Here is a 23574-nt window from a genome sequence, read left to right as displayed (position 1 = left end):
CTTTAATTTTTTATTCCGCGTTGTCTAAAAACTCTTTGAAACGCTCTGTAAACTTGTCGAAAAAAGATTTTCTTTTTTCAACCGGTTTTTCCTCAACTACAGGTTCTTCTGAAGTATCTACATCTGCGTTTGCTATTTCTTCTTCAGTTTTTTCTGCAACAAACTCTTTTCCTTCTTTTTCTAAACCTTCCATTAACAAACCAACAGCGGTTGCGTAAGCTGGACTAGAAAGTGCTTCATCAGAATCACCAGCTAAATGCTCGTTTGGATACCCAATTCTTGCATCCATTCCTGTGATATATTCTACTAACTGACGTAAATGTTTCAATTGTGCTCCACCACCTGTTAACACAATTCCGGCAATTAATTTTCCTTTTGCAGTTTCGTGTCCATAATTTTTAATTTCTAAATACACATGCTCAATAATTTCCTGAACTCTTGCATGAATTATTTTAGATAAATTTTTTAGCGTAATTTCTTTTGGTTCTCTTCCTCTTAAACCAGGAATTGAAACAATTTCTGTTTCTTTATTTTCTCCAGGCCACGCAGAACCAAATTTTATCTTTAATAATTCAGCTTGTTTTTCAATTATTGAACAACCTTCTTTTATGTCTTCCGTAATTACTCCTCCACCAAACGGAATCACCGCTGTATGACGAATAATTCCATCTTTAAAAATTGCTAAATCAGTAGTTCCGCCTCCTATATCAATCAGAGCAACTCCAGCTTCTTTTTCTTCTTGACTCAAAACTGCTGATGCAGATGCCAAAGGTTCTAGAGTAATATCAGACAAATCTAAACCTGCACTTTTTACACAACGTCCAATATTTCTAATGGATGAAACTTGCCCAACAACAACATGAAAATTTGCTTCTAATCTTCCGCCATACATTCCGATAGGCTCCTTAATTTCTCCTTGACTATCTACTTTAAATTCTTGTGGCAATACATGGATAATTTCTTCTCCAGGAAGCATTACCAATTTATGAACTTGGTTTACCAAATTATCGATATCATTTACATCAATAACTTCTTCAGCATTATTTCTAGTGATATAATCACTATGATGTAAACTTCTAATGTGTTGCCCAGCGATACCTACTACAACCTCTTCTATTTTTTGTCCAGAAACGCTTTCTGCTTCTTCTACCGCTTGCTGAATAGACTGAATTGTCTGAGTAATATTACTTACAACACCTCTTTTTACACCTAAACTTTTAGCTTTACCAATACCTAAGATTTCTAATTTATTGTATTCGTTTTTCTTACCAATCATGGCAACAATTTTGGTTGTACCAATATCAAGACCTACTGCTATTTTATTGTTTTCCATCTTGTTTTATTTTGCGCACACAACTTGGTTGTGATATTTTAAATTTATTGTTTTGTACTGCTCAATTGTTTTATCAACAAATGCTTTATTATAAAATGCCTTTAATTTTTTAAATTTTACATTAATATCTTCTAAAAAACCAAACTCAATTTTATATTGCCCACTTCTAACGCTTAAAATAAATTCATTATTCTGCGTTTTATCAATGCCAATAATTTCTTTTTTCAAAAAATCATCCGCTAAAATTACATTTACAAACTTTGTAAATTCTTGTAAATTTTCTTTATTTATATTGCCTGTTATCAGTATTACTCTTGCTGAATAATTATCTGATAAAGGGACTTTAAACCCATGTTTATCAATGTAGTAAGACGAATTAACACTATTAACTCTTGCGATTGGCGTACGCTGTTTTACTATTGTTTTTAACTCACCATCTATTGTGTAAAAAACCGTTGCACTTTCTATATATGGATTTAAAAGCACAGCATGTTCTAACTCTTGTAAATCTATAACAGATTTTGGTTGATTTGTAAGCTCTTTACTATTTTGTATTAACAATTTATTAACCATTTCTTGAGTTAAAAAATCATTATTTCCTTCTGCAAATTCTATAGTTATTTTTTTAATTTTTTTGTTCGAATTTTTAACCGAAGAAAAACTATATAAAAACACCAAAGATGCTATTAATAGTACAAAAAACAGATATGTTGTTGCTTTTTTCAATTAATATATTTCTTTTTGATTTAATTCTTTTACCACATCATTTATTAAAACTCCAATATCTCCCGCTCCAATCATCACAATTACTTTTGCGGATGATTTTTGAATCTCAGAAATTACTTCGATTTTTGTTACTAACTTTTTATTTTTTGAAGTTATTTTACGCAACAACCATTCAGAATTTACACCTTCAATTGGCAATTCTCTTGCTGGATAAATATCCAACAACAATACTTCGTCAAATTTTGAAAGTTCGGTAGCAAAATCATCAGCAAAATCCTTAGTTCTACTAAATAAATGTGGTTGAAAAACCGCCAACACTTTTTCTTTTGGATACATTTCTCTAACCGAATTCTCTACTACTTTTATCTCTGTTGGATGATGCGCATAATCGTCAATCAACACTAATTCTGGTGTGTTTATCTTATATGAAAATCTACGCTGAACTCCTTTAAACGTTTTTAATTGCTCTTTGATTAATTCAAGCGGAATTCCATATTCATTTGCCATTGCCAATGCTGCCAATGCGTTCATTACATTGTGTTTTCCTGGTAAATAAAATTCAATATTTTTTATAGTTTCCGTTGGCGTTTGTACATCAAAAATATATTTACCTCTTTCTATTTTAAGGTTAAAAGCCTTGTAATCTGCATCTTCTTCAATTGCGTACGTCAATCCATCAATTGGCAATCCTTTTGCAACAATTAATTTATCAGACACTTTATTTGAAAAATCATTGAACGTATTAATCAACTCATTATGACTGCCATAAATATCTAAATGATCTGCATCCATAGATATTACACAGGCAATATTTGGCGATAATTGTAAAAAAGAACGATCAAACTCATCTGCTTCCACAACAGAAATCTTATCTTCTCCTAAGATTAAATTCGAGTTGTAATTTTCTGCAATTCCGCCTAAAAAAGAAGTTGCTTTACTCGGTTGCATAATATGCCCCAAAATTGACGATGTTGTCGTCTTTCCATGTGTTCCTGCAACTGCCAAACAAAATGTGTTTTCTGTTATTTTACCTAAAACTTCTGCTCTTTTTAAAATAGTAAAACCTGCATTTTTTAAATAATTATATTCTATATGATCTTTAGGAATTGCAGGCGTAAACACAACCAATGTTTTTTCTTTTGACAGAAAATTAGCTGGAATATTTTCTACTGAATCTTCAAAATGAATAGCAATTCCTAATTCTTCTAAACCAACAGTAATGTTTGTTTGCGTCTTATCATAACCTGCTACGTTTTTACCATTTACCTTAAAATAACGTGCAAGCGCACTCATACCGATTCCGCCGATACCTATAAAATAAACGTTATGTATAGTATTTAAATTCATATTACGTGTCTGATCGAGGAGACATCATTCTTTATTTAATAATCTTTCAATTTCATTTACAATATGACCTGTAGCATTTGGTAACGCCAGTTCATTAATATTTTCACTTAAACTTTGTTGTTTCCCTTTATCTTTCATCAACGTTTCAAAAACAATTGGAAACGTTTCTAACTCACTTTCTTTTAACAAAATTGCTCCGTGTTTATCTGCAATTGATTTTGCATTTTTAGTTTGATGATCTTCTGCAACATTTGGCGACGGAATAAAAATTGTTGGTTTTCCAACAATACATAATTCCGAAACCGAACTTGCGCCAGCTCTAGAAATAATAACATCTGCAGCTGCATAAGCTAAATCCATTCTGTTTAAAAATTGATGCACTTGTACATTTTCTTTCTGACTATATTTTTGATATTCATCAGTGTATAATTTTCCACATTGCCAAATAACTTGTACATCCTGATTTTTAAAAAAAGCTAATTGTTCTTCAATTAATTGATTGATTCTTCTTGCGCCTAAACTTCCACCTAAAATCAATATTGTTTTTTTAGTTGCATCTAACTTGAAAAAAGTTAGCGCTTCTTCTTTTTTATTATGAATTGTTAATAAATCTTGTCTAACAGGATTTCCTGTTTTCACAATTTTATCAGCAGGAAAAAAACGCTCTAAATTATCATAAGCCACACAAATTGATTTTGCCTTTTTGCCTAATAATTTATTGGTAATTCCTGGATACGAATTTTGTTCTTGAATCAACGTCGGAATTCCTTTTCTGTTTGCAACCATTAATGTTGGTCCGCTTGCAAAACCACCCGTTCCGATTGCTACATCTGGTTTAAATTTTCTGATAATCCTATTTGCTTTCCATAAACTACTAATCAGTTTAAAAAGAAACGACAGATTTTTGAATGTCAATTTTCGTTGAATTCCAGAAATCCACAATCCTTCTATTTTGTATCCAGCTTGCGGAACTTTTTCCATTTCCATTTTATCTTTTGCACCAACAAACAAAAATTCTGCTTCAGGATATCGCAACTTTAATTCATTTGCAATCGCAATCGCCGGATAAATATGTCCGCCTGTTCCACCGCCACTTATTATGATGTTAATCGATTGCTTCATGTAAAATATCTAAAGGATTATCATCTAAAATTGTTTCTTCTGTTTCATCTTTTGAAGCGCTTACACTTAAAATCATTCCGAGTGCAAAACATGTCATCCAAATCGATGTTCCACCGCTACTAATAAGCGGTAATGTTTGTCCGGTTACAGGAAATAAATTACTTGCAACAGCCATATTTATCATTGCTTGAAAAATAATTGGCAAACCAACTCCAATCACCAACAAAGAGGCGAAAATTGTATTGGCTTTTTTTGCTGCAATCATAATTCTAAACAGCAATAAAAAATAAATAAAAAGCACTGAAAATGCTCCAACAAGCCCGTATTCTTCTACAATAATTGCATAAATAAAATCTGACGATGATTGTGGTAAAAAATTTTTCTGAACACTTTTTCCAGGTCCATTTCCTGTTAATCCGCCAGTTGCAATTGCTATTTTTGCTTTGTTTACTTGATATCCTTCTACACCATCAGTTTTTGAAAAGTTTTCTATTCTACTTTCCCAAGTAGCAACACGGTTGGGCATTGCATCAGGAAAGGCTTTTGCTGTTAAAATAAATAGTGTTAGAAAAACAACTCCAATTCCTAATATAAACCCAATATATTTTGCTGGATATCCACCAATAAATGCCAACAAAATGACCATTGTAAAAATGATTGCTGTGGTAGAAAAATTGGCTGGCAAAATCAACACTAAGATACAAGCAACAGGCAACCACAATTGCCATAAACTTTCTTTAAATTCTATTTTTTTCTCTTTGTTCTTTGCTAAATATCTTGCTACATACACCATCAATATTAATCCTGCTAATGTTGATGTCTGAAAACCTACACCAACAAACGGAATACGAATCCATCTACTTGCATTTGCGCCACCAATTGTAGTTCCTTGAGATAAGGTATAAATTAATAATAAGATAATAATTGGCAACATTAGTACAGAACCTCCACTAAAATATCTGTACGGAATTTTATGAACTCCATAAATAATTACAAAGCCCATAATTAATAAAATCATATGTTTTATTAAATATCCAAATGTTGAGCCAGAACCTACAACATATACCAAATTTGTACTTGCGCTATACACTGGCATAAACGAAAAAATCGCCAATATTGCAACAATTGTCCAAATGGTTTTATCTCCTTTGATATGTTTGAGTAGGTGTATCACTTTAATTTATAAAATTGATCTTACTGCTTTTTTAAATTGTCTTCCTCTATCTTCATAATTATCAAACAAATCGAAACTTGCACAGGCTGGCGACAGTAATACATTGTCTCCTCTTGTTGCTAGTTTTGCTGCAACTTTTACAGCTTCTTCTGCTCCAGCAGTTTCTACTATAATATCAACAACATTGCTAAAAGTTTCAATAATTTTTTTATTATCAACTCCTAAACACACAATTGCCTTTACTTTTTCTCTTACTAAAGGCAATAAATCGTGATAATCATTTCCTTTATCAACTCCGCCAACAATCCAAACTGTTGGATTATTCATACATTCTAATGCGTAAAAAGTAGCATTTACATTTGTTGCTTTAGAATCGTTAATGTATTGTACTTCTTTTACTTTTTGTACGTTTTCTAAACGATGCTCTGCGCCTTCAAAGTTTGAAAGACTTTCTTTAATTGTTTGCTTTCTTACTTTTAGTAATTGAGCTGCCATAGCAGAAGCCATCGCGTTTTTTACATTGTGTTTACCTTGTAAGGTTAGGTTTGATAGTGGCATAGTAAATTCTTCTGTATTTATTTTCGTTATTATATTTTTTTCTTTTATAAAAGCACCAAATTCTAATTCTCTTTCTATTGAAAAAGGAATTAATTGCGCTTTCGTTTTATTCTCTTTTAACCATTGATTTGAAGCTTCATCATCAGCATCATAAATCAAATAATCTTCTTTTGTTTGATTCTTTGTAATTCTAAATTTTGAATCGACATACTTTTTAAAATCATAATCATATCTATCTAAATGATCTGGTGTTATGTTGGTAATGATTGCAATATGTGAATTGAATTTTTCAATTCCATCTAACTGAAAACTACTCAACTCTAACACATATTTATCAAAGCTCTGTTCTGCAACTTGTTGCGCAAAACTGTCTCCAATGTTTCCTGCAACTCCAACATGTAAACCTGCTTTTTTTAACACATGATGCGTTAACAGTGTTGTTGTTGTTTTTCCGTTTGATCCTGTAATCCCAATAATCGTTGCATCTGTAAATTGACTCGCAAACTCTATTTCTGAAATCACAGAAATTTGCTTTTGTAACAATTTTTGAACTAACGCAACTTTCTCAGGAATTCCCGGACTTTTCATCACCAAATCAGCATTTAAAATTTTCGCTTCTGTATGTTGATTTTCTTCAAATTCAATATCATTAAGTAAAAGAACTTTTATATACTTCTCTGCAATTGTTCCTTTGTCAGAAACAAAAACCTCATAGTTTTTTTGCTTTGCTAAAATGGCTGTACCAACACCACTTTCTCCTCCACCAAGAATCGCTAACCTTTTCATTATCGTAATTTCAAAGTTGCAATTGTAAATACGGCTAACAGAATTCCAACAATCCAAAAACGCGTTACAATTTTACTTTCGTGATATCCCGATTTTTGATAATGGTGATGTAAAGGCGACATTTTAAAAATGCGTCTTCCTTCTCCAAATTTCTTTCTGGTATATTTAAAATATCCTACTTGTAAAATCACCGACATATTTTCTACTACAAAAATTCCTGCTAAAAAAATCAATAACAATTCTTTTCGGATTGATATAGCAATTACTGCGATAATTCCGCCAATTGTTAAACTTCCTGTATCGCCCATAAAAACTTGAGCCGGAAATGTATTGTACCAAAGAAATCCGATTAACGAACCTGCAAAAGCCAAAATAAAAACAGTCATTTCTCCAGAATTTGGTATGTACATTACATCTAAATAATCTGCAAAAATGATATTACCAGAAACCCACGCAAAAACGGCTAATGTTATGACTATAATTGCGGATGAACCTGCAGCCAATCCATCAATTCCGTCTGTTAAGTTTGCTCCGTTAGAAACTCCTGTTACAATAAAAACAACTACAAAAATGAAAATAATCCATGCATAGGTTTCATAACCATCACCTAAAAAACTCAATGCTTTTGAGTAATCTAATTCGTTGTCTTTTAAAAATGGAATGGTTGTTTTAGTAGATTTATGCGCATCACCAAAAACTTGTTTTCTTCCGTTTTCTTGTACAATTTGTTGCTCTACTGGCAATTGTTCTTTGATGGTTACTTCTGGATGAAAATAAAGCATAGAACCAACAATTAATCCTAAACCAACTTGACCTAACACTTTAAATTTACCGCTTAAACCACCTTTATTTTTTTTAAATATTTTTATATAATCATCTACAAAACCAATAAAACCCATCCAAATGGTTGTTATGATTAATATGATTACATAAATGTTGTCTAGTTTTGCTAATAAGACTACCGGAATTAAGGTTGCCAAAATGATGATAATTCCTCCCATTGTTGGAGTTCCAGATTTCTGAGCTTGCCCTTCCAAACCTAAATCTCTAACCGTTTCTCCAACTTGTTGATTTCTTAAAAAGTTGATGATTCTTTTCCCAAAGATTGTTGAAAATAACAACGAAAATATAAATGCCAAAGCAGCTCTAAATGTGATAAATTGAAACACACTTGCACCTGGTAAACTAAATTGACTTTCTAAATATTCGAATAAATAATATAACATTCTTACTTATTTAATTGAATTAAACATTCGGTAACAACTTCTAAATCATCAAAATGAAATCGTTCTCCATTTATTTCTTGATAAGCTTCATGACCTTTTCCTGCAACCAGCACAATATCTCCACTTTCAGATAATTTACAAGCCGTTTTTATAGCTTGCTTTCTATCTACAATCGACAAGGTTTTTGCAATATTTTCTTTGCTAACTCCAACTTCCATTTCTTCGATAATCGTTTGCGCGTTTTCTGTTCTTGGATTATCAGAAGTAAAAATTGCTTGATTGCTAAACTGCGAAGCAATTCTTGCCATTTTTGGTCTTTTTGTTTTATCTCTATCTCCACCACACCCAACAACTGTGATTACTTTTTCTTTACCAGTTTTAATATCAGAAATGGTTTCTAATACATTTTTTAATGCATCTGGCGTGTGTGCATAATCTACAATTGCTGTGATTCCTGTTTTAGAAATTATATACTGAAAACGACCACTTACACTTTCTAATTCACTTACCAATCTTAAGATTTCTAGCTTTTCTAAACCACATAATTCTGCAGTTCCAACAATTGCTAATAAATTATAGGCATTAAATGTACCAATGAGTTTAGACCAAATTTCTGTTCCGTTTACCGTTAATAAAGTTCCAGACATTCTTTTTTCTAAAACTTTTCCTTTAAAATCTGCAATGGTTTTTAACGCATACGTTCTTTTTGTTGCTTTGGTGTTTTGCAACATTACCGTTCCGTTTTTATCATCAATATTTACCAAAGCAAAAGCTGTTTTTGGCAAGGAATCAAAAAATGCTTTTTTTACATCTCTATATGCTGCGAACGAATTGTGATAATCTAAATGATCGTGAGAAAGGTTTGTGAAAATGCCGCCTTCAAAATGTAAACCGTGTGTTCTTTTTTGATGAATTCCGTGCGAACTCACTTCCATAAAACAATACTCAACGCCTTCGTTAATCATATCGTTTAAATACCAATTGATGGTAATAGAATCTGGAGTTGTATGTGTTGCGCTGTATTCTTTATCGTTAACAACAACTTTAACGGTAGAAAGCAATCCAACTTTAAAACCTGCTTTTTTAAATAATTGATATAATAAAGATGCAATTGTGGTTTTACCATTTGTTCCAGTAACACCAATTAATTTTAATTTTGATGAAGGATTCTCAAAATAATTTGAAGCAGAAATTGCCAACGCACTTTTTGCATCTTTTACTTTGATGTAAGAAACATTTTCTAAAATTACTTCAGGTAATTCTTCACAAATAATTGCTGTTGCTCCTAATAAAATGGCTTTTTCTATAAACAAATGGCCATCAACTGTTACACCTTTTTGCGCAACATACATATCATTCGATTTCACTTTACGAGAATCAAATTGAATTGAATTAATTTCAATATCGGTTGACCCAAGAACTTCTTCAATGGATACTTTATATAATATGTCTTTTAAATTCTTCAATATATTTATGATAATTTCAAGAGAATTGTATCTCCTTTTTTAAATTTTGTTCCTTTTTGTATCGATTGTGTTACAACATTTCCAACACCATTAAATTTTACTTTTAATCCTAAATTTTCTAATAATGAAACAGCATCCATTCCAGACATTCCGTTTACATCAGGAACCACATCATGTTCTTTTTGTACATTTTTATAATAGTTTTGATACTTTGTATCTATTCCTGTTATTGTTGGCTGATCTGTTACTTGTTGTACATTAATTGGTGTAGTTGTATAAATTTTTTGTGCAATTTCTTTAAAAACAGGAGCAGCAACTATACCTCCGTAATAACCTTTCTTTTTGTTTGGTTCATGAATTACAACAATGCAAGAATATTTAGGTTTATCCGCAGGAAAAAAACCTGCAAAAGACGCAACATAATATTTACTTGAATAATGTTCTTTTATAAACTCTCCTTCTTTATCTGTATATGCATCAATCCATTTTTTTGCAGTACCTGTTTTACCAGCCATAGAAAAATTTGGAGAATAAATATTATCTGCTGTTCCTTTTACAACAACATTTTCCATTACTTTTCTAATCTTATTTATGGTTTCTTGGCTTGCAATTCTTTCTTTAATAATTACTTTCTCAAAAACTTTTTCGGTTTTATTTTGTGTTCGCAACTCTTTGATAAATCTTGGCTTTATCATTTCACCATTATTTGCAACAGCGTTATAAAATGTTAACATTTGCAATGGTGTAATTGAAACACCATAACCCCAAGCCATCCATTCTAAAGATATTTTATTCCAAGGGTTTCTTGTGTTTCCTGGATACGGAATAAAAGGTTTTCCTTCTCCTTGAATTTGCAATCCTAATTTTTGATCCAACCCAAAAGACTTCATTTTATTGATAAACTTCCAAGGATCAGCATCGTAATGTTTTCTAATCAATTTTACGATTCCAACATTTGAAGAAACTTCAAAAACTCTTGCAGCAGATATTTTTCCATAACCACCACGATGAGAATCCTCAACTTTACTTCCGTGCAACATTAAAATTCCATTTCCAGTATCAACAACTGTAGATGTATCAATCACTTTATCATCTAAAGCAGCCATTAAACTTGCTAGTTTAAAAGTTGATCCTGGTTCATGAGATTCCCAAACTGCATAATTTCTTTTCTCGTAATAGGTTCCTTTTGATGTTCTTCCAAGGTTTGCAATTGCTTTAATTTCACCTGTTTCAGTTTCCATCACAATAGCCGATCCGTGTTCAGCTTCAAAAAACTCCATTTGCCTTAACAAAGCATGGTGTGTAATATCTTGAATATTAACATCTATTGTTGTTATAACATCTCTACCATCTATAGGTTCTTTTTCATTCACATCATTAATGGGCTTCCATTGACCTTGTGCAATTTTTTGTTTTAATCTCCAGCCATTTTCTCCTTCTAAATATTTTGCAAAAGCACCTTCAATTCCTGCACCACCACGATAATCATCATAACCAATTGTTCTTTCTGCAATTTTTCCGATTGGTTTTACTCTTACTGTTTTTTGCTCTGTGATAAAACCTCCTTTATAGGGACCTAATTTGAAAATAGGAAACTGCTTCATTTTCATATAATCGTTGTACCCTAAGTTTCTTGCAATTAACAAATACCTGTTTTTTCGTTTACGGGCATTTCTTAATTTTTGCTGATAATAAGAAGCTGGTTTGCCAAGCAATTCTGATAATGAATTTGATAAAGCTTTGATGTTTTTTTCGAAGACTGAACTTTTAACAGCAACCAAATCCATGCGGATTGTGTACTTGTACATAGATGTTGCTAATAAATTTCCGTCGGCTGCATATACATTTCCTCTGTTAGAAAAAATTGTATCGATTTTTACAGTACTTTTTACAGATTGCCTCCTGTATTCATCACCTTGTACATATTGGATGTTGATAATTCGTCCGATAATGACGATAAAAAGAAGCGTCATTAAAACAGTGACTATATATAGTTTGTTTAATATGCTTTTTTTAATGGTTGCCAAGGTTAGTTCGTTTTTCGGATGATTTTAATTTTTTGTGGAGACGTTTTGGAAGGAAATATTCCTCTAGATTTTACCTTCTGTCGAATATTTGATTCCATCTTCATTCGCATTAAAATAGTTCCAGTATCAACATATTCTGCTCTTAATTCTCTTTTCTTTTTATTTAATTCTGCAATTTTAATAACCTTACTATCGGCTTTATGTCCACTAGTAATCATAAATAATAACAGACCAACAACAAAAATGATAATGCGCCAATTTTTAAATGCCGAAGCATCTGTAAGGAAACTTCCACGTAATAAATCGTAAATATTTCTTTTCGCTTTTGTCATTATTTTATTTTAATGTTGCCACTCTTAATTTAGCGCTGCGAGCCCTGTTGTTCAACTTAACTTCATCTTGGGTAGGCACTATTAACTTTCCAACTTTTTTTAAGGGTTCATTTGTATTACCGTAAAAATCTTTATTGGGCTCGCCACTAAATAATCCTGTTCTTATAAATCTCTTTACCAATCTATCTTCTAAAGAATGATAAGAGATTACACTTAATCTTCCTTCTTCTTTTAACAAATCTGGAATTTGATTTAAAAATTCTTTTAATACTTCTAACTCTTGATTTACTTCTATTCGAATAGCTTGATAAATCTGAGCTAAAATTTTATGTTCTTTTGCCTTAGGCAAATGTCTTTTCAAAACTTCTTTTAATTGAAAACTTGTTTCAATTTCTGCCTCTACTCTTGCCTCAACAATCTCTTTTGCTAACGCTCTTGCACTTCTTAATTCGCCATATAAAAACAATACATCCGACAATCTTTCTTCAGAATATTTGTTTACAACATATTTTGCCGATATTTTAGATTTCTGATCCATTCTCATATCTAAATCCGCATCAAATCGAGTAGAAAAACCTCTTTCTGCTTCATCAAATTGATGTGACGAAACTCCTAAATCAGCTAAAATTCCATCTACTTTTTTTATTCTGTAAAACTTTAAAAACCTTGTTATGTATCTAAAGTTTTCTGCAATCAGAACAAAACGTTCGTCATCAATTTTATTTTCTTGTGCATCTGGGTCTTGATCAAAAGCAAACAACTTTCCGTCTTTTCCTAAACGACTTAATATTTCTTTAGAATGGCCGCCGCCACCGAACGTAACATCAACATAAATTCCGTTTTCTTTAATATCTAAAGCATCAACGCTTTCCTTTAACAAAACCGGATCATGATAACTCATCCGCATCAGTATTTCCCATTACATCTTCTGCCAATTCTGCAAAATCAACGGCAGCATCATCTATTGCATTCTCATACTTATCTTTGTCCCAGATTTCAATAATATTAACTGCTGACGACAATACAACTTGCTTTTCTATTCCTGCAAACTGACATAAATCTTTCGGAATTAATAATCTTCCAGAAGCATCTAACTCAACCACTTTTACACCAGCTGTAAACCTTCTGATAAAATCATTATTCTTTTTTACAAACCGATTTAACTTATTAATTTTATCCATCATCAAATTCCACTCTTTCATCGGATACAACTCCAAACAAGATTGAAAAACGGCTCTTTTCACCACGAATCCTTCAGATACAACAGGCAACAACTGCTTCTTTAGAGCTGATGAAAACATCACTCTTCCTTTAGCGTCGGCCTTACATTCGTATGTACCAATTAGATTCATTAATTTCTAGTTACCTCTTAGTTTGATTTTCAAAAGTAAAAATTTTTTACCACTTTTTACCACTTTTTACCACTTTATTACAAAAATTTCATTTTTACGTAAAATATTGACACTTTAACATATACGTTTAGAATTCTACACTTTCTATTAAAGATGTATATGTCCTAAAAAAAAACTACATTTGCCACAAAGTCAAATCAAATTAGACCATGACAGAAAACTTAATTACAGAAGGTAAGTTTACGTATGCAGAAGCAGGTGAAGGGCAAGCAATAGTTATATTGCATGGGCTAATGGGAGCATTAAGTAATTTTGATGCTACTTTTAATCATTTTTCTAAAAATGGATACAAAGTTTTAATCCCAGAATTACCTCTTTATTCTTTACCAATTTTAAAAACAAACGTTAAAAATTTAGCGAAGTTTTTAAACGATTTTATCGAGTATAAAAAACTCGGAAAGGTGATTGTTTTAGGAAATTCTTTAGGCGGACATATTGGTTTATATTTTACAAAACATTATCCAGAAAAAGTAAAAGCTTTAGTACTTACCGGAAGTTCTGGTTTGTACGAAAACTCAATGGGAGATAGCTATCCAAAAAGAGGAGACAGAGGTTATGTAACTAAAAAAGCACAAGATGTTTTTTATGACCCAGCGATAGCAACAGAAGAATTAATTGATGATGTTTACGAAGTAATTAACAACAGAAATTCTTTGATAAAAACGCTAGCAATTGCCAAAAGTGCTATTAGACATAATATGGCAAAAGATTTGCCAAAAATGAATCAACCAACTTGTTTGATTTGGGGAAAACACGATAAAGTAACTCCGCCACAAGTTGCAGAAGATTTTGATAAACTTTTACCAGATTCTGATTTGTTTTGGATAGAAAAATGTGGTCATGCAGCTATGATGGAAAGACCAGAAGAATTCAATAAAGTTTTAAACGCTTGGCTTACTTCTAGAAATATTTAATTTCACATGAAAATCAAATCGGCAGAGTTTGTAATGAGTAACAGCAATGTTATAAATGCACCAAAAAACAGAATTCCAGAATACGCATTTATTGGTCGTTCTAATGTTGGTAAATCTTCATTAATCAACATGTTGATGGAGCGAAAAGATTTAGCAAAAACTTCTGGAAAACCTGGAAAAACGCAATTAATCAATCACTTTAAAATAAATGATTCTTGGTTTTTAGTTGATTTACCTGGTTATGGTTATGCGCAAATTTCAAAAAAGAAAAGAACTATTTTTCAACATTTTATAGAAAACTATTTTAAAGAAAGAGAACAATTAGTTTGCACATTTGTATTGGTTGATAGCAGACACGATCCACAAAAAATTGACATCGAATTTATGCAATTTTTAGGCGAAAATCAAATTCCGTTTTGCATTGTTTTTACAAAAGCAGACAAATTAGGAAACTCTAAAATAAATAATCAAATTGCATCTTATAAAAAGAAATTACTTACGTATTGGGAAGCGCTTCCTGAATCATTTTTAACCTCTTCATCAAAAAGCCTAGGAAGAAAAGAATTACTAGATTTTATTGATAACGTAAATGTTGATGTTGCTGATAATTTCAAATAACAGCCATGTTATCTACCAAAGAAAATTTGCAAGTTTTATATGAAGACAATCACATTGTTATTGTAAATAAACGTGCTGGAGATATTTCTCAAGGCGATAAAACAGGTGACAAACCACTAAGTGATGTTGTGAAAGCATACATCAAAGAAAAATACAACAAACCGGGTGATGTTTTTTTAGGAGTTGTCCACAGATTAGACAGACCAACAAGTGGAATTATTATTTTTGCAAGAACTTCAAAAGCCTTGGAACGTTTAAATAAAATGTTGCGTGAGAAAACCATTCAAAAAACCTATTGGGCGGTTGTAAAAAATCAACCAGCAAAAGAATCGGATACCTTAATTAATTTTCTAAAAAAGAATCCGAAGAATAATAAATCCACAGCCTATTCTAAAGAAATTGATGGAAGTAAAAAAGCCATTTTACATTATAAAACCATCAAAAAACTCGATAATTATTCCTTGTTAGAAATCGATTTAGAAACCGGTCGTCATCATCAAATAAGATGTCAACTTTCTACAATTGGCTCTCCAATTAAAGGAGATTTAAAATATGGTTTTAACAGAAGTAATAAAGACGGAAGTATTCATTTGCACGCTCGAAAAATCAATTTTATTCATCCTGTAAGCAAAGAAAAAATTTCTGTGATTGCTCCGTTATCTAAAGATCCTATTTGGGATTCGTGTACTTAATTTTGTATCTTTAGGCAGAAATCAACTTTTAATTGAAAAGCCTAAAAGCAGCATCGAATTTATGAATATTACAAGACTCGTTCAAGCGCAAAAAAAACATTTTTCAAGTCAGCAAACTAAAAATGTTTTTGAAAGAAAACAGCTTTTAAAATCATTATTAAAAGTAGTCATCGAAAGAGAAAAAGACATTGTTAATGCGTTGTATGTAGATTTTAAAAAATCGGAATACGAAAGTGTGATGACCGAAACTTCTATCGTGATTTCCGAGTTAAAAAGAACCATAAAAAACATCCATCACTGGGCAAAACCACAAAGTGTGATGCCTGCATTTTTAAACTTTCCGTCTTCTAGTAAAATCTACAAAGAACCTTACGGAACTGTTTTGATAATTGCTCCATGGAATTATCCGTATCAATTAGCATTAGTTCCGCTTATTGGTGCAATAGCAGCAGGAAATACCGTTGTTTTAAAACCATCAGAATTAACACCAAACACAAGTAAAATTACCAAAGAAATTATCGAATCGGTTTTCGACAAAAACCTGGTAAGTGTTATTGAAGGAGGCGTAGACGTTTCTACAGAATTACTACAGCAACGTTGGGATTATATTTTCTTTACAGGAAGTGTACAAGTTGGTAAAATTGTAGCAAAAGCTGCTGCACAATTTTTAACTCCAGTAACCTTAGAATTAGGCGGAAAAAATCCATGTATTATTGATGAAACTGCCAACATAAAATTAGCAGCAAGACGAATTGTTTGGGGGAAATTCATCAATGGCGGACAAACCTGTATTGCGCCAGATTATTTATTGATTCACGCTTCTGTAAAAGATAAATTTGTGAGTTATTTTAAAGCCGAAATTGAAAATGCTTACGGAGAAAATCCAGAAAATTCTAACGATTATCCACGAATTGTAAATCAACGTAATTTTGACAGATTAGCAGCAATGTTAGAGAATGAAACCTTTTTAGTTGGCGGAAAAACAAACCGAGAAGACAATTATATTGCTCCGACTTTAATTGATGAACCAAGTTTAGATAGCGAAGTAATGAAAGGTGAAATTTTTGGACCAATTTCTCCTGTGATTTCTTTTCAAACTGAAGAAGATTTAGAAAAAATAATAGGCAACTACGAAAAACCGTTGGCGCTTTATGTGTTTTCTGGAAATAAAAAATTTGCTAATAAAATGATAGCCAATTATTCTTTTGGTGGCGGAACCATTAACGACACAACGGTACATTTTGCAAATCATAATTTACCTTTTGGTGGCGTTGGAGAAAGCGGCATTGGAAGTTATCATGGAAAGCAAACATTCGATTTGTTTTCACACAAAAAAGGAATCACCAAACGTTACAATTGGCTCGATATTCCTGTAAGATACGCACCGTACAAAGGAAAATTAAAAACATTAAAAACCTTCATAAAATTATTTTCATAAAATTATGACAAACGAAAAAACAGTTTCAGAAGCAATCAATTATAGACGTTCTGTAAGAATATTTGACGCAGAAAAACCATTAGACATTTCACGAGTAAAAAAATGTATTGAGCAAGCAAGTCTTGCTCCGAATAGTAGCAACATGCAATTGTGGGAATTTTATCACATCACTTCAAAAGACATGATTGCCAAAATAGCGCCTTTTTGTTTCAATCAAAATGCAGCAAGAACCGCACAACAATTAGTTGTTTTTGTAGTCAGAAAAGATTTATGGAAACAACGTGCAAAAGCTAATTTAGGTTTTATCGATTTTACTTTTGGTAAAAACAATCCAAAACATGAACAACGAAGTAGAGAAAAAGTTGCGCGAAATTATTATGGAAAAATCATTCCGTTTGCATACGCAGATTTCTTTGGGATTTTAGGTTGGATCAAATATTTAATCATTTTAATAACAGGACTTTTTAGACCCATTTATAGAGAAGTTCGTCAAAAAGACATGTGTGTTGTAGCACACAAATCTGCTGGTTTGGCAGCGCAAAATTTTATGACAAGTATGGCGGCAATTAATTATGATACGTGCCCAATGGAAGGTTCTGATACTTGGCGCGTAAAACGTGCATTAGGTTTGCCTTTTGGCGCAGAAATAAATATGATTGTTTCTTGCGGAATTAGAACCGAAAAAGGAGTCTATGGTGAGCGTTTTAGAATTCCGTTTGAGGAAGTTTATAAGGAAGTATAGGAAATTAGTTATTTTAGTCTAAAAAAGTAACTTACTTTTGATTTAAAAAAATTGATGAAAAAAAAAATAGCTTTACTACTCTTTTGCCTTTTCTCTTTGCTAACCAATACTAGTTTTAGTCAAGAGTATGAAATTGAAGTGTCTAAAGTTTCTGGAATAGATGAAAGTATTGTTACTGATGTAGAACAAGATATTAATGGATATATTTGGATTGCCACGAACAAATCAATTTACAGAAATAATCATAAAGATTTTCTAAAATTTTCTCAAGAAGACCTTAATCTAAAATCTAATCATACAACAGTTGATATAACAGCTGATATTAATGGAAATATATGGTATTATCCAAAAAATGACTTTAAGCTTCAAATATTAGATACAAAAAAAAATAAAACAGCTTCTCTATCAGAAGTTTTCCCAAACCTTCCGTTTTCTGAATCCAATATTATTGATAAAATATACAGAGATTTATCACATCATATTTATATATCAATAAAAAATAAAGGACTTTTTAAGTTTGATGGTGAAAAGATAACACTTGTCAAATTAATTGAAGATGAAAATGACAAACCCATATATTATGTTAACACAGAATTACATAATTGGTTTGCTTATGATAAGAAAATAATTAAGCAAAATAAAAAAACTTTATTTGAAGAAATTTTTAATGTTGATAATACTATTTTGAGTGCTCATATTTTTAACAATGAAGCTATTTTTATTGAAGCAGATACTTTACCATTACAAAATTTTAAAGTAAAAAAAATTATAAATAATAAAATTACAGATGTATTTACTAAACTTAATTTAAACTCGTTTGCTTTTAGTGCCTATAGAGTATTTCAAAGAACAAATTCTAATTCTTATTGGATAAATGAAGAAGCCTATTTAACGCAAGTTGATAAAGATAAAAATGTTAAAATAAGAATAAAAAAGGATGATTTACCTTTTAAAAAAAGATACCGTTCATTCTTTGTTGATAAAAATAATATTGTATGGATCCTTACTGAAACAAGTTTATATAAAATTAATCTACATAAAAACAATTTTAAAAAATACCTTGAAGGTTATAGTTTAAAATCAATATTCAAAAGAGACTCTACTATATACATATCCGGTTTTAGTTCTGGGCTTAAAACATTAGACACAAAGAATAAAATTAATCAGTATAATTATTTAGAAGATAACTATAGTTTTTTTGGGTCTATTTATTATAGTGATACACTTTGGATTTCTACTGGAATGCGTTTGTTTAACCACAATTTTAAAACCAAAAAAACTATAGAATACACTAAAGATAAAGCTGTTGATGATAGCAATATTGGTTTTGGAATTATGGCACGTCATCCAAAAACAAAAACTGTTTTTATTGGTAGTTATTTTTATTTAGTAAATGTTAATGAAGATATAAAAACCGCATCTGTTGTAAAAAAGTTAGATAATTTTATTGATAAAAAAGATAGAAATAGAATAAACGTTAGAAGCCTTCAGGTTTCTGGTGATAGTCTTTGGATTGGTACTGCTAAAGGTTTATTTTTAATGAACCACGAAGAAAAAATAAGTAGCGCTATAACACCAAAAAATGGACTACCAGAAAACCTAATTATACAATATATTTTTATAGAAGATAAAACCACAATTTGGTTAGGAACTCAAGGACAAGGCTTAATTAAATGGGACAGAACTCAAAATAGTTTTAAAGCTTTTACTACAAAAGAAGGACTTTCTAACAACAATGTTTATGCTATTTTTAAAGATGAATATGGTTTTTTCTGGCTACCAACAGATAATGGATTAAACAGATTTGCTCCAAAAACTTTAAAAAACCAAGTGTTTTTACCAAATGAAGTTAGCAATAAAGAATTTAATCACTTATCTTCTTTTAAAGATATAGATGGCAAACTCTATTTAGGAGGAATAAATGGGCTAACTGTTTTTAATCCAACAGATTTCTTAACAACAAACAATACAAGTTACAATTTGGTATTAAACAATGTTAAAACAACATTAAAAGACAATACTATAATTGATAATTCATATCTAATAGAAAACACAATTAGCATAAATTCTGATATTAAAAGTAAAGAGTTAGAATTTTTATTACTCGATTTTAAAAGTAATTTACCTTTGCAATATCAATATAAAATAACACCATTACATCAAGATTTTATTGTAGCAAAAAGCAATTCAATTATATTGCCACAATTAGATAATGGAAAATACACACTACAAGTCAAAGCTCAAAGTTCTGATGGAACTTGGGCTGATTTAAAAGAGCAAATACATATTGAGGTAACAAGTAGCTTCTTAAATAAATGGATGCTCGCTATTTTTCCTATCATAATTATAAGTTTATTCTTTTTCATAAAAAAAGAGAAAAAGAAAAAAACAACAATCCTTGAAAACTTAGTGGAAGAAAATAACACTTTAGATCTTGAAACATTCTCTGAAACAAAACAAAATGAATGGCTAAATCACTTAAACCAAACTATTTTAAAAGACATGGATTCTTTTAATTTTGGTTTGTATTATTTATCGCAAGAAATGGAATTAAGTGAAAGGCAACTTAACAGACGAATTAAAAAATTGACAGGGATATCACCTAATAAATATATTACAGAAATAAGACTTAATGAAGCTTTTCGTTTAATCAAAGAAAAAGAGGTTAGTTCTGTAAAAGAATTATCAAAAAAAGTTGGTTATAATACACCAGATTATTTTTCTAAACTCTTTAAAGAAAAATTCGGTAAAAAACCTTCTGATTTCTTAAATCTCTAGAAGACGTCTATTTACTAGGGTTTTTGGCTCAAAGTTTTTAAAAACGTCTGTTTATTCAACTTGCACGTCTGTTTTATTAAGTGCTTTAGAAGCTATATTTGACTATTAATATAAAGGTCATATAGATTCTTTAAAGAGTTCGAAAAAATTAGTTTATAATCGGGGGACAGTAAATTAGTTTATAAAATTATTTAAGTTGACAATGACCTTTATTTTATTTACTTCAGTCTAAAATATTCCAGTTTTTCAGTTTCACACTAGTTTTTCAATACTCAAAGCATCATTACAAATACATAATGAGTAGATTTTAATTTACCTATAATTGTGTGCTTGCTTCTTGCGGAATTAGAACTGAAAAAGAAATTCACAAGAAAACCCAGTGTGTTTTCGTCATTGCTGCACAAGTCAACTAATTCGAGGACAGTTTTGATAATGAGATTGCTTCATTCTTAGCAATGACGGAGAAGTAATTAATTCTTAATCTTAAATATCAACACATTTTCAGAAGCTTCAATTTCTTTTTGATTCAGTTTCATTTTTACAAATTCGCCATCAATATATTTTTGTGCTTGGTCATCATAATGCGGGCTAAACAAATTTCCAGATTGTCCGGTTGGTAAAATTCCTAAACTATTTTCAACATCAGAAAAATCGACAATTCTACGTGTTGAAGGTCCAGCTTTAATTTTATAAACGCCTGTGCTATCTAAATTAAAAATTTGATTATTAATCACTTCGTTTCCTCCACGAGTTTTAAAAGGCCCAACATTAAAATAGCTACGCAATGCCGCAACTTTACCTAAAGCATGTTCATATTCTACAGAAATAACTCGATCCCAAGTCCAATCTTGTACGTTTTCTCCCAATTGATTTCCTAAAAACGCAATGGCTTTTTTATACGAACTGGTAATAATATCTGTTCTCGTTTCCTTTTTATTTATAGTTTTAATATTGTCCCACCAAACAGATGCTTCTCTTACAATTTGCTCTGCAAATGCTTTATCTTGATACGGTGTATTTATAAATTGATGGAAGCTTTTCCCCATTTCATCTTGATATGTTGCAACCAAAACTTCATAAATAAATCGGTTGTAAATAGTTGGTGCAATTTCTTTTTGTCCGTAAAAACCATTCCATTTAGACAAATAATCTAAACTTAATTTTTCGCTTGGCGATAAGTTCTTTTTATCGATTCCAGTTGCTAAATTTGTAATATTGTCTGAAACACTTGCAGAAGTAACATCGTAGATCATTTTGGCTACATCTTCTTTTGTAAAATCATTTTTAGCTTCTAATAAAGCAACAATTCTTTTGGCTCTATCTTCTGGCAAATAATAACCTGGATACAAACCTCCTTTTATAGAATCTGGCTGATTATTAGCCGAATACACATAATTTAAACTCGGGTTTATAGACATTGGATTTTCCTCAAAATCGAAATATTCTAAGATTTCATCTTTACCAGATGCACCATCTAAAATGGTTTTTGTATTGATGCCTTCTCTGTATTTATACAACTTTCCAGAAGCAAACCAAGCAATATTATTTTTAGCATCACCATACATAATATTTAATCCTGGAGCATGTAGTTTACGAGCACCCTTTTTAAATTCTGCTAACGAATTAGAATGCGATAAATCGTAACCAACTTCTAACAACTCATTGTTTAATTTGGTATAAATCCATTGCATTGCCATGGGTCTTTTATCATCAATATGCTCAATTAAATCATTCATAATTGGTCCGTGCTGACTCACTTTAATTTGATATACAGCATCTTTTTCGCCTTTTACTTTAATTCTTTTTTCTATAATATCATACGCTTTATATCCATTTTCTGTTAAGTATTCATTCGGATTTTCTGGATTTTCTTTTTCAAAATAAAAATCGACATCATCATTCTCAAACATCGTCATTCCGTAAGCATATTCTCTATTATGTCCGATTAAAGAAAACGGAGAAAGCGCTAAATTAAAGCCATACATTTCGTAATCTGGAGTTTTAACATGAGATTGATACCAAACCGAAGGTTGCGCAAATCCAATATGAGGATCGTTTGCAAAAATTACGCGTCCGTTTTTGGTTTTATCTGCTCCAATTACCCAAGAATTACTTCCAATAAATGGCGATAATGGTAAATTTTTATACAAATCTTGCATTGCGGCAGCAACGCTTGCTGTTAAAATTGGTTTCTTTTCATTTTGAATGATCTCCGTATTTTTAACATTTGACAAACTAATTTCATTAAAATAAGCTGCTCCCAATTTTTCTTTTACTTCGTTTAACATCGGATCTGTTTTATGAGCGGCAGCAAAGCTAAACGCCATATAACCAAACACATTATACACATCTTTTAGCGTATATTTTTCTTTTTCAACGCCAACTAATAAAAACTCTATTGGTGTTGGACCGTTTTCCATAAATTGATTAATTCCGTCTAAATACGCCATCGTTAATTTGTAGGCTTCAGAATTTTTATCTAAGTTTTTTATGGTTTTTGCAGATGCTTCTTCAATTCCCAATCCAGAGAAAAACTTGTCTGTTTTTATCAATTCTTTTCCGAAAATCTCTGCCAATCTTCCCGCTGCAATTCTTCTAATTAATTCCATTTGCCATAATCTATCTTGCGCGTGCACATATCCTAAAGCAGTAAAAGCATCTTTTTGATTTTGCGCGTTTATATGCGGCACGCCAACCTCATCATAATAAACAGTAACCTCATCAGAAATATTTGCCAACTCTAATTCTCCGTTATATGTTGGATATAAAGTTCTGGTAAACAACCAAAGTCCAACAAAAATTAAAACGATGAGTACAGCAACTACTTTTAGTGATTTTTTGAAAATTTTCATGAAATTGAATTTGAATTTCTTCAAAGATAAT

At 31.0% G+C, this 23574-nt stretch carries 19 protein-coding genes; 6 read left to right on the top strand and 13 right to left on the bottom strand.

The genetic code is table 11. The annotated features are described in order from the left end of the window. Positions 1–10: 10 nt before the first annotated feature. Genes ftsA through mraZ form a run of 12 tightly spaced genes read right to left on the bottom strand, consistent with a single transcriptional unit; the run spans position 11 to position 13449 of the window. On the bottom strand, positions 11–1333 hold the full coding sequence (gene ftsA, locus ABDX67_RS03730; RefSeq protein ID WP_347173614.1) for a cell division protein FtsA: 1323 nt from the start codon (positions 1331–1333) through the stop codon (positions 11–13). A 6-nt stretch (positions 1334–1339) separates the two neighbouring features. Further along, positions 1340–2059: a cell division protein FtsQ/DivIB gene (locus ABDX67_RS03725; protein ID WP_347173613.1), complete on the bottom strand. Its 720-nt coding sequence runs from the start codon at positions 2057–2059 to the stop codon at positions 1340–1342. Continuing rightward, a complete protein-coding gene (murC, locus tag ABDX67_RS03720; RefSeq protein WP_347173612.1) occupies positions 2060–3406 on the bottom strand; it encodes a UDP-N-acetylmuramate--L-alanine ligase in 1347 nt (448 codons plus the stop codon). A gap of 24 nt (positions 3407–3430) precedes the next feature. Continuing rightward, the gene (murG, locus tag ABDX67_RS03715) at positions 3431–4528 is read right to left on the bottom strand and encodes an undecaprenyldiphospho-muramoylpentapeptide beta-N-acetylglucosaminyltransferase (protein ID WP_347173611.1); all 1098 of its coding nucleotides are present in this window, start codon (positions 4526–4528) and stop codon (positions 3431–3433) included. Then, the gene (locus ABDX67_RS03710) at positions 4512–5702 is read right to left on the bottom strand and encodes an FtsW/RodA/SpoVE family cell cycle protein (protein ID WP_347173610.1); all 1191 of its coding nucleotides are present in this window, start codon (positions 5700–5702) and stop codon (positions 4512–4514) included. The genes murG and ABDX67_RS03710 overlap by 17 nt, the downstream gene beginning before the upstream one ends. A 6-nt stretch (positions 5703–5708) precedes the next feature. Beyond that, positions 5709–7046, bottom strand: coding sequence for a UDP-N-acetylmuramoyl-L-alanine--D-glutamate ligase (gene murD / locus ABDX67_RS03705; protein ID WP_347173609.1), 1338 nt, complete (start codon positions 7044–7046; stop codon positions 5709–5711). Then, on the bottom strand, positions 7046–8272 hold the full coding sequence (gene mraY, locus ABDX67_RS03700; protein WP_347173608.1) for a phospho-N-acetylmuramoyl-pentapeptide-transferase: 1227 nt from the start codon (positions 8270–8272) through the stop codon (positions 7046–7048). Before mraY ends, murD begins: the two co-directional genes overlap by 1 nt. 2 nt (positions 8273–8274) lie before the next feature. Next, complete coding sequence (locus ABDX67_RS03695; RefSeq protein ID WP_347173607.1) at positions 8275–9738, bottom strand: UDP-N-acetylmuramoyl-L-alanyl-D-glutamate--2,6-diaminopimelate ligase; 1464 nt, start codon at positions 9736–9738, stop codon at positions 8275–8277. Positions 9739–9743: 5 nt separating this feature from the next. Next, positions 9744–11765, bottom strand: coding sequence for a penicillin-binding protein (locus ABDX67_RS03690; RefSeq protein ID WP_430438036.1), 2022 nt, complete (start codon positions 11763–11765; stop codon positions 9744–9746). 2 nt (positions 11766–11767) lie between these two features. After that, positions 11768–12097 carry an FtsL-like putative cell division protein gene (locus ABDX67_RS03685; protein WP_347173606.1) on the bottom strand — a complete coding sequence of 110 codons (330 nt, stop codon included), beginning with the start codon at positions 12095–12097 and terminating at the stop codon, positions 11768–11770. Positions 12098–12101: 4 nt separating this feature from the next. Next, positions 12102–12998: a 16S rRNA (cytosine(1402)-N(4))-methyltransferase RsmH gene (gene rsmH, locus ABDX67_RS03680; RefSeq protein ID WP_347173605.1), complete on the bottom strand. Its 897-nt coding sequence runs from the start codon at positions 12996–12998 to the stop codon at positions 12102–12104. Beyond that, the gene (gene mraZ, locus ABDX67_RS03675; RefSeq protein WP_347173604.1) at positions 12985–13449 is read right to left on the bottom strand and encodes a division/cell wall cluster transcriptional repressor MraZ; all 465 of its coding nucleotides are present in this window, start codon (positions 13447–13449) and stop codon (positions 12985–12987) included. Before mraZ ends, rsmH begins: the two co-directional genes overlap by 14 nt. A gap of 209 nt (positions 13450–13658) precedes the next feature. Here mraZ and ABDX67_RS03670 point away from each other — a divergent pair, with 209 nt between their 5' ends. The 6 genes from ABDX67_RS03670 (at position 13659) to ABDX67_RS03645 (ending at position 20691) form a co-directional block, all read left to right on the top strand. Beyond that, on the top strand, positions 13659–14423 hold the full coding sequence (locus ABDX67_RS03670; protein ID WP_347173603.1) for an alpha/beta fold hydrolase: 765 nt from the start codon (positions 13659–13661) through the stop codon (positions 14421–14423). A 6-nt stretch (positions 14424–14429) separates the two neighbouring features. After that, the gene (yihA, locus tag ABDX67_RS03665) at positions 14430–15041 is read left to right on the top strand and encodes a ribosome biogenesis GTP-binding protein YihA/YsxC (RefSeq protein ID WP_347173602.1); all 612 of its coding nucleotides are present in this window, start codon (positions 14430–14432) and stop codon (positions 15039–15041) included. 5 nt (positions 15042–15046) lie between these two features. After that, positions 15047–15733, top strand: coding sequence for an RluA family pseudouridine synthase (locus tag ABDX67_RS03660; RefSeq protein WP_347173601.1), 687 nt, complete (start codon positions 15047–15049; stop codon positions 15731–15733). A gap of 61 nt (positions 15734–15794) precedes the next feature. Next, the gene (locus ABDX67_RS03655) at positions 15795–17171 is read left to right on the top strand and encodes an aldehyde dehydrogenase (RefSeq protein ID WP_347173600.1); all 1377 of its coding nucleotides are present in this window, start codon (positions 15795–15797) and stop codon (positions 17169–17171) included. 4 nt (positions 17172–17175) lie between these two features. Beyond that, complete coding sequence (locus tag ABDX67_RS03650; protein ID WP_347173599.1) at positions 17176–17913, top strand: nitroreductase family protein; 738 nt, start codon at positions 17176–17178, stop codon at positions 17911–17913. A 54-nt stretch (positions 17914–17967) separates the two neighbouring features. Continuing rightward, positions 17968–20691 carry a ligand-binding sensor domain-containing protein gene (locus tag ABDX67_RS03645; RefSeq protein WP_347173598.1) on the top strand — a complete coding sequence of 908 codons (2724 nt, stop codon included), beginning with the start codon at positions 17968–17970 and terminating at the stop codon, positions 20689–20691. Positions 20692–21161: 470 nt separating this feature from the next. Here ABDX67_RS03645 and ABDX67_RS03640 read toward each other — a convergent pair whose 3' ends face one another. Then, positions 21162–23543, bottom strand: coding sequence for a penicillin acylase family protein (locus tag ABDX67_RS03640; RefSeq protein ID WP_347173597.1), 2382 nt, complete (start codon positions 23541–23543; stop codon positions 21162–21164). Positions 23544–23574: the final 31 nt, after the last annotated feature.

This window comes from Polaribacter uvawellassae, assembly GCF_039748955.1.
GTDB classification, from domain to species: Bacteria; Bacteroidota; Bacteroidia; order Flavobacteriales; family Flavobacteriaceae; genus Polaribacter; species Polaribacter uvawellassae.
The sequence above is the reverse complement of the archived record's forward strand: the minus strand, read 5'-3'. Positions and strand labels throughout refer to the sequence as shown.